Here is a 7,430-nt window from a genome sequence, read left to right as displayed (position 1 = left end):
CGCACCCCCACCCGGCCACCCACGTCAGTATCCTGGAATGGGTGGCCGGGTGGGGGTGCGGGCCGGTGCCGGCCTCCGGACTGCCCCGTCAGGCCAGGGCCTCGGTCTTGCGCGGCGTGACCGGCACCAGCAGGTAGCGCACGCCGTTGCTCTCGGCCGGCGGGAAGCGGCCGGCGCGGATGTTCACCTGGATGGACGGCAGCAGCAGCAACGGCGCGGCGAGCTTCGCGTCGCGCGCCGTGCGGAAAGCGACGAACTCCTCCTCGGTCACGCCGTCCTTCACATGCGGGTTCATCGCGCGCTGTTCGGCGACGGTCGATTCCCAGGCATAGGCATCGCGTCCCGGCGCCTTGTAGTCGTGGCAGATCCACAGCCGCGTTTCCGGCGGCAGGGCGAGGATGCGCTTCATGGACCGGAACAACTGCCGCGCATCGCCGCCGGGGAAATCCGCCCGCGCCGTGCCGTAGTCGTGCATGAACAGCGTGTCGCCGACGAAGACGTCGTCGCCGATCTTGTAGGAGATGCAGGCCGGCGTGTGGCCGGGGGTGTGCAGCACCTCGACCTCCAGGCTGCCCAGCGCGAAGCGTTCCCCGTCCTTGAACAGCCGGTCGAAGTCGCCGCCCCCGGGCTTCACGTCATCGGCGTGGAAGACCGGGCGGAAGATCGCCTGCACCTCGGTGATGTGCTCCCCGATGCCGATCGGCGCGCCGGTGCGGGACTTGATGTAGGGCGCGGCCGTCAGGTGGTCGGCATGGGCGTGGGTCTCGAGCACCCAGTCGATCGCGATGCCTTCATCCTGCGCGGCGGCGAGGATGCGGTCGGCGAAGGCGACGTCCGCGGTGCCCGAGCGGTTGTCCCAGTCGAGCACCGGGTCGATGATGGCGCCGCGCTTCGTCGCGGGGTCCCACACCAGGTAGGAGACGGTGTTGGTCGGCTCGTCGAAGAAGGCACGGATCGCGGCGCGGGCCTGGGTCATGGTTTTCGCCTCCTGGGACGCATGTTCGCAGATAGATCATTCTCCGGGAACTGCCGCGGCAAGGGCGGTCCCGGCATCAAGAACGGAAGACTTCCCGATGCGCCGCGCGGGCCTGATCCTCGCATTCCTGCTTCTCCTCGCCGGGGGCGCCGCGGCGCAGCCGGCGGTGCTCGTGCTCGACGGATCCTCCTCCATGTGGGGGCGGCTGGACGGGCGGACCAAGGCCGACACGCTGCGCGAGGCGGTGGAGGCGCTGATGGGGCGCTGGCCGGCCGGGCGGCCGGTGGGGCTCGTCGCCTATGGCCACCGGCGGGCGCGGGATTGCGGCGACGTCGAGCTGCTGCGCGCCCCGGCGCCGGGTGCGGCCGCGGTCGCGGCCCAGGCCGGGCGGATCATGCCGCGCGGGCGCACGCCGATCGCGGAATCGCTGCGCCAGGCGGCCGAGGCGCTGGGCCCCGGCGGGGGCAGCGTCATCCTGGTCTCGGACGGGGTCGAGACCTGCCATCCCGACCCCTGCGCGGTGGCGCAGCAGCTGGTCCGCACGACGCCGCGCCTCGTGGTGCACAGCATCGCCTTCGCGGTGGCCGAACCGGCGGCGGTCGCGCAGCTGCGCTGCATGGCCGAAGTCACGGGCGGGCGGGCGATGGTGGCGCGGGATGCGGCGCAGCTGGCCCAGGCGCTCGACCGCGCGGCGGCGCAGCCGGTGCCCGGCCCCCGGGCGGAATCCCCGCGCGCCGAGCAGGTGCCGCAGCCGCGGCTGATCGTGACCGTGCGGCTGTGTGCCGAATGCGACCCGATGACCGGCGATGCGCGCATCCGCGTGCTGCGCGGGGGCGCGCAGGTCGCGATGGATGGCGAGCCCTTCGGGCGGTTCCTCGACCTCCGCGCCGGGGACTACGAGGTGACGGTGGAGACGCCGCTGGTCCGGCGCGGCCCGGTGCCGGTCACGGTGCCGCCGGGCGGGCCGGGGCGCGTCGAGGTCGTGCTGGATGCCGGCTGGCTGGTGGGCGATGCGCGGAGCGTACCCTCGGGCCGGCGCGTCGGCGGCGATGTGCGCGTCGCGCTGGTCGAGGGCGGGGAGGAGATCACCGAGGGTGCGCCCGCCTTCCTGGTGCCCGCCGGGCCGCACGAGATGGTCGCGCGCATGGGCGCGATCGAAGCGCGCGGCGCGGCGACGGTCGCGGCGGGCGACGTGGCGCTGCTGCACCTGCCGCTGGGCTTCGGGGGCCTTGCGCTGCGCAGCGAGGACTTCGCCAAGGCGCCGGCGCGCCTGACGATCACGCGCGAGGGGGCGCGCGAGCCCGTCGTCGAGGAGATGCGCGCCGAGGCCGGCGTCGTCACCCTCCCGCCCGGGCGCTATCGCGTGGTGCGCGAAGGGCGCGACGGTCGCAGCACGGCGGATGTCGAGGTGCGGAGCGAGCAGGTGGTCGTGGTCGTGCTGCGGGCGGAGGACTGATACCCCGCGCGCGACGTTCCGACCCGCGGCCCGAAGGGGCGAGCGCGCCGTGGCGCGTGCCGCGGCGCCAATGGCCCCGCCCGGTGCTTGAGGGGGACGAAGGTGAAGCCCTCGTCCGCCTTGGCGTGAGGGTCAGAACTTCTCCACCCAGGGCCTGACCTCTATCTCCCAGGACCAGGCCGAGCGCGGCTGGCGGATGAGCTGGAGGTAGGTCTCGGCGATCGCGTCGGGGTCGAGCAGCGTGTCGTCGCCGGTCTCGGGCCGGCGCGCGCTGCGGATGCCGCCGTCGATGACGATGTGGGCGACATGCACGCCCTGCGGATGCAGCTCGCGCGCGAGGGACTGCGCGAGGCCGCGCAGCGCGAACTTGCCCATCGCGAAGGGGGCCGACTGCGGATAGCCCTTCACGCCGGCCGAGGCGCCGGTGAGCAGGATGGTGCCCGCCCTGCGCGGGAGCATCCGCCGTGCGGCCTGCTGCGCCGCGAGGAAGGCGCCGAAGGCGCAGACCTGCAGCGACTTCTGCACATCCGCCGGGACGAGGTCCGCGATCGGGCCGCGGGTGCGGAAGGAGGGGTTGTAGACCACCACCTCGGCATCGCCCTCGGCGTCGAAGAGGCGGGCGATGTCGGCTTCCGACGCCGCGTCGCAGGCATGGGCGACGGCCTCGGTCTCGGACACCAGGGCGTCGAGCTTCGCGACGTTGCGGGCGGCCAGCGCGACGGCGTAGCCCTCCCGTGCCAGAAGCCGCGCGAGGGAGGCCGAAAGCCCGTCCCCCGCGCCGATGATCAGGGCCTTCGGCATTGCCTGCGTTCCTCGTCGATGCGTGTTGCGGATGTGGGGCGGCGGGCGCGCCGCGTCACGCCCCCCGCGGGGCGAGCAGGATGACCGCGGCGCCGGCCAGGCAGAGCGCCGCGCCGGCGAGGTCCCAGAGGTCCGGGCGCAGGCCCTCGACACCCCACATCCAGGCGAGCGACGCCGCGATGTAGACCCCGCCATAGGCGGCGAAGGCGCGCCCGGCGGCCTCGGTGTCGACGCGGGTGAGCAGCCAGGCGAAGAGCAGCAGAAGCACGACGGCCGCCGCGAGCCACCACGCGCTGCGGCCGAGGCGCAGCACGGCCCAGACGGCGAAGCAGCCGCCGATCTCGGCCGCCGCGGCCGCCGCATAGACACCCCAGATCCGCACCGCTGCCCGGCCCCTTGGATGGTTCGAAGGGCGCGATCCTACCGGCCAGGCGCGGCATCGGGACATCTTCGGCGGAAATTCGATCCGGCTTCGGGACATTCGCGGACGCGGCGGTGTCCATCGCCCTCGCGCGGCGTGGCGGGCCCGCGGCCATCCGGCCCGGGCGCCACGGCGGCGAAGGGAGATCGCGCATGGTCGATCCGCTGGCCTTCCTGGGGATGGCGACGCTGGTGGTGGCGGCACCCGGCCCGGCGGTGGCGCATGTGGTCGGCTGCGCGCTGTCCGGCGGGCTGCGCCTGGCGGGGGCGGCGATCGCGGGGCTGGTGCTGGGCCAGGCCGCGCTGCTGGCGACGAGCCTGTCGGCCGGGGCCGCGCTGCGGCTGCAGGCGGGCTGCCTCGTCGCGATGCAGGCGGCCGCGGGCGCGGTGCTGGTGCTGATCGGGCTGCGCGCCCTGCGGCGCGCGGCGGACGGGACCGCGCCGGCCCGGATCGCGGGCGGGCGGATCGGCGCGGGTCTCTCGGGCCTCGGCATCGTCGCGGCCAATCCGGTGTCGCTGCCCTTCCTCGCCGCGATGGGGCTCGCAGCCTCGGACGGCAGGGCGCCGTCCTGGCTGCAGGTCGGCGGCCTCGCGGCGGCCTATGCGGCCACGGGGGTCGTCATCTATGGCGGCTATGCGGTGACGGCGGCGCGGATCGCCACGGCGCGGCAGGCGCCGCGCTGGCGGGTCGCGATGCGCGGGCTGGCCGGGGCGGCGACGACGGCCGCGGGGGTCGCCTGCCTGCTGCGCGCGGCGTTCGGCTGAAGGTGCCAGGGCGGATCCCGATCAGGCGGACCCACCGGACCGGGTGAAGATGTCCGCGCCACCAATCGGCCGGAGACGTTGTCGCGAGCGCAGGCGGACGGAAGCGTCGCCGGGGATCAGTCGCGGACGTCGATGTGGACGTTGTAGCGGCCGGCCTTGCCCGTCTGCTTGAGGCGGATGAAGTTCGCCTGGATCGCGCCGTTGCGGCCACCCGTATACTTCGCCGACGGTCCCATCATGTGGATCTGCAGCGAGACGACGCTGCCGGGGGCCTTCGCCTCGTAGAGCTGCTTCCACAGGTCGAAGGCCATGGTCGTCTCGTTCGTCGTCCAGTAGCCCGGCGCGGTGTACTGGTCGTCCTGGACGTAGTTGCCGCTGATGCCGCCGCCGGTCTTGATGCACTCCTCGACCTTGTTGCGCAGGGCTTCCGCGCGCAAACGGAGGGCGCGGGCGGCTTCTTCGACCTTCCGCTTCGCCTCGGCTTCCAGCTGCGCCTGCTGCTGCTGCGCGTTCGGCGCCGCCATGACGGCCGCGAGGCCACCGGGCTTTCCCCAACCTGACATGCCATCCCCTTTCGTTCTCGCCGCGGCATATTTCAGGCAAGAGGTCGGGGCGATGGCAAGTCAAATTGAACTGGCAATGCCAGCGTCAACCACGACGTGTGGTCGGCACCGGGGGTGGTGCGTCAGTCGATCGTCTCGAGCAACTCGCACAGCGTCGCGCAACGCGGGGCGAGGTCGGTCCACAGGATGTGCTCGAAGGGCGCATGGGCGCCGGCGCCGGTGCAGCCGAGGCCGTCCAGCGTCGGGATGCCGATCGCTGCGGTGAAGTTGCCGTCCGAGCCACCGCCGCGATGCTGCTTCGGCAGGTCGTAGCCGTGCTTCGCCGCGATGCCGCGCGCCATGTCGTACAGCGCGGTGATCGCCGGCGTCTCGACCATGGGGGGGCGGTTCATGCCGCCCTCGACCTCGATGCGGATGCCGTCGGCCTCGCCGGCCATGGCGTGGATCAGGCGTTCGATGCGCTCGCCCTCGGGGATGGAGGTGACGCGGCAGTCGATCTCGCAGCCGGCCTCAGGCGGGACGACGTTGGGGCGGGTGCCGCCCCAGATCGGCGCGACATTCGTGGTCGTGCCGCCGGCGAGGTCGGTGAGCGCATGGACCTCGAGGATCTTCTTCGCCAGCGCCACCACCGCGCTGCGCCCGTCCTGCCAGTTGCCCCCGGCATGGGCCGAGACGCCGTGGACCTTCATCACGAAGCGGCCCACGCCCTTGCGGGCGGTGACGCAGGCACCCTGCGGGCCGCCGGCGGGTTCGGGGATCAGCACGGCGCGGGCGCCCGTCGCGGCCTGCTCGATCGGCGCGCGGGACGTCGGGCTGCCCACTTCCTCGTCGGGCGTGAGCAACAGGATGATCGGGCGCTTCGTCTTCACCTTCTGGCGCAGGATCTCGCGCACGGAATGGAAGGCGAAGAAGGACCCGGCCTTCATGTCGTAGATGCCGGGGCCGTGCGCCTTGGCGCCGTCGATCTTCCAGGGCATCGAGGTCGCGAGCGTACCGATGTCCCAGACGGTGTCGAGGTGGCCGGCGACCACGACCGGGGCGCCTTCGCCCGGCGTGCGGGCGATCAGCGTGTCGCCGTAGCCGTCGCGGCCGGGGATCCGTTCCAGCGCCGCGCCGACCGCGCGCAGCTCGGCCTCCGCCTTGCCGATCAGGCCGTTCACGGCGGCCGCGTCCGTCGTCGGCGTCTCATGCAGCACCCAGCCCTTGAGTTCCTCGAGCAGGCGTTCGGAGGAACCGATCTCGGTCTGCGGCATGGGACGGGGTCCTGGTCCTGTGGGGTGGCGGGGCTTCTGGCAGGGGGGTTTTCGCTTGTCCATCCTCGGCGGGGCCGGTAACGACCGCGCCGCAGCGCACAACGGGATTACCGCCCCATGCCCGAGAGCTACTTCTTCGAGGACCTGACCGTCGGCCTCACCGCGAAGTTCTCCAAGACCATCACCGAGGCCGACATCGTGCTGTTCGCCGCGGTCACCGGCGACACCAACCCGATGCACCTCGACGCGGAATACGCCGCGACCTCGATCTTCAAGGAACGCATCGCGCACGGGATGCTGGCGGCGGGGCTGATCACCAAGGTGCTCGGCACGCAGCTCCCCGGTCCCGGCACGATCTACATGTCCCAGTCGCTGAAGTTCCGCGCCCCGGTCCGCATCGGGGAGACGGTGACCGCGACCGTCGAGGTCGCCGCCCTGCACCCCGAGAAGCACCGCGCCACGCTGCGCACCGTCTGCACCGTGAAGGGCGAGCCGGTGCTGGAAGGCGAGGCTTATGTCTCGGTGCCGTCGCGCGCGCATGTCGTGAAGGCCGCGGAATAAGCCGATGCGCCGCGTCTGCGTCTTCTGCGGGTCGGCCGCCGGCGCGCGGCCGGAATACGCCGCCGCGGCCGAGGCGCTGGGCCGCGCCATCGCCGCGCGCGGTCTGGGTCTGGTGTTCGGCGGCGGCGCGGTCGGGCTGATGGGAATCGTCTCGCGCGCCGCGCTGGCCTCGGGCGCGCCGGTCACCGGGATCATCCCGCATGGGCTGGTGATGCGCGAAGCCGGCAACCGCGACCTGCCCGACCTGCGCGTCGTCGCCTCCATGCACGAACGCAAGGCGATGATGGCCGAGATGTCGGACGGCTTCGTCGTGCTGCCCGGCGGCTACGGCACGCTCGAGGAAGCGGTCGAGGCGCTGACCTGGCTGCAGCTCGGCATCCAGCGCAAGGGCGTGGTCTTCGTCGATACGCTGGGCTTCTGGCAGCGGCAGATGGCGATGTTCGACCACATGATGGCCGAAGGGCTGCTGCGGCCGGAGATGCGGCCGATGGCGATGCTGGCGCCGGATGCGGAGGCGGCGCTCGATGCGCTCGAGAGGTTCGTGCCGCTGGACGTGCCGCGGTGGTTGAGGCCGGGGGAGGCGTGAAGGGCGGGGGGAGAAGGGAACTTCTCCCCCCGCGCCCCCCTCAACCTTC

General features: G+C 73.0%; 9 protein-coding genes. 4 read left to right on the top strand and 5 right to left on the bottom strand.

Going from position 1 to position 7,430, the window contains the following annotated elements; all coding sequences use genetic code 11:
* Nucleotides 1-88: 88 nt before the first annotated feature.
* The gene (locus GWK15_RS11940; protein WP_168041563.1) at nucleotides 89-976 is read right to left on the bottom strand and encodes an MBL fold metallo-hydrolase; all 888 of its coding nucleotides are present in this window, start codon (nucleotides 974-976) and stop codon (nucleotides 89-91) included.
* A 97-nt stretch (nucleotides 977-1,073) separates the two neighbouring features.
* On the opposite strand from GWK15_RS11940, the gene GWK15_RS11935 reads away from it, so the two are divergent.
* Nucleotides 1,074-2,432 carry a vWA domain-containing protein gene (locus GWK15_RS11935; RefSeq protein ID WP_168041562.1) on the top strand — a complete coding sequence of 453 codons (1,359 nt, stop codon included), beginning with the start codon at nucleotides 1,074-1,076 and terminating at the stop codon, nucleotides 2,430-2,432.
* A 132-nt stretch (nucleotides 2,433-2,564) separates the two neighbouring features.
* Here the strand turns inward: GWK15_RS11935 and GWK15_RS11930 are convergent, their stop codons facing one another.
* A complete protein-coding gene (locus GWK15_RS11930; RefSeq protein WP_168041561.1) occupies nucleotides 2,565-3,233 on the bottom strand; it encodes an SDR family NAD(P)-dependent oxidoreductase in 669 nt (222 codons plus the stop codon).
* A gap of 55 nt (nucleotides 3,234-3,288) precedes the next feature.
* Entirely contained in the window at nucleotides 3,289-3,615 is a 327-nt protein-coding gene (locus GWK15_RS11925; RefSeq protein ID WP_338147240.1) for a YnfA family protein, read from the bottom strand.
* 191 nt (nucleotides 3,616-3,806) lie between these two features.
* Here GWK15_RS11925 and GWK15_RS11920 point away from each other — a divergent pair, with 191 nt between their 5' ends.
* Nucleotides 3,807-4,418: a LysE family translocator gene (locus GWK15_RS11920; RefSeq protein WP_168041559.1), complete on the top strand. Its 612-nt coding sequence runs from the start codon at nucleotides 3,807-3,809 to the stop codon at nucleotides 4,416-4,418.
* A gap of 116 nt (nucleotides 4,419-4,534) precedes the next feature.
* On the opposite strand, the gene GWK15_RS11915 is transcribed toward GWK15_RS11920, so the two are convergent.
* Both GWK15_RS11915 and GWK15_RS11910 read right to left on the bottom strand, forming a co-directional pair.
* Nucleotides 4,535-4,981 carry a hypothetical protein gene (locus tag GWK15_RS11915; protein WP_168041558.1) on the bottom strand — a complete coding sequence of 149 codons (447 nt, stop codon included), beginning with the start codon at nucleotides 4,979-4,981 and terminating at the stop codon, nucleotides 4,535-4,537.
* Nucleotides 4,982-5,103: 122 nt separating this feature from the next.
* Nucleotides 5,104-6,234, bottom strand: coding sequence for a M20 family metallopeptidase (locus GWK15_RS11910; protein WP_168041557.1), 1,131 nt, complete (start codon nucleotides 6,232-6,234; stop codon nucleotides 5,104-5,106).
* 117 nt (nucleotides 6,235-6,351) lie between these two features.
* Between GWK15_RS11910 and GWK15_RS11905 the strand changes: the two genes are divergently transcribed.
* Nucleotides 6,352-6,795, top strand: a complete 444-nt coding sequence (locus GWK15_RS11905) for a MaoC family dehydratase (protein WP_168041556.1) — start codon at nucleotides 6,352-6,354, stop codon at nucleotides 6,793-6,795.
* A 4-nt stretch (nucleotides 6,796-6,799) separates the two neighbouring features.
* Nucleotides 6,800-7,381: an LOG family protein gene (locus GWK15_RS11900; RefSeq protein ID WP_168041555.1), complete on the top strand. Its 582-nt coding sequence runs from the start codon at nucleotides 6,800-6,802 to the stop codon at nucleotides 7,379-7,381.
* Nucleotides 7,382-7,430 lie beyond the last annotated feature (49 nt).

It is taken from the genome of Neoroseomonas oryzicola (assembly GCF_012163135.1).
GTDB classification, from domain to species: Bacteria; Pseudomonadota; Alphaproteobacteria; order Acetobacterales; family Acetobacteraceae; genus Neoroseomonas; species Neoroseomonas oryzicola.
This window is presented reverse-complemented; position numbering and strand designations above follow the sequence as displayed.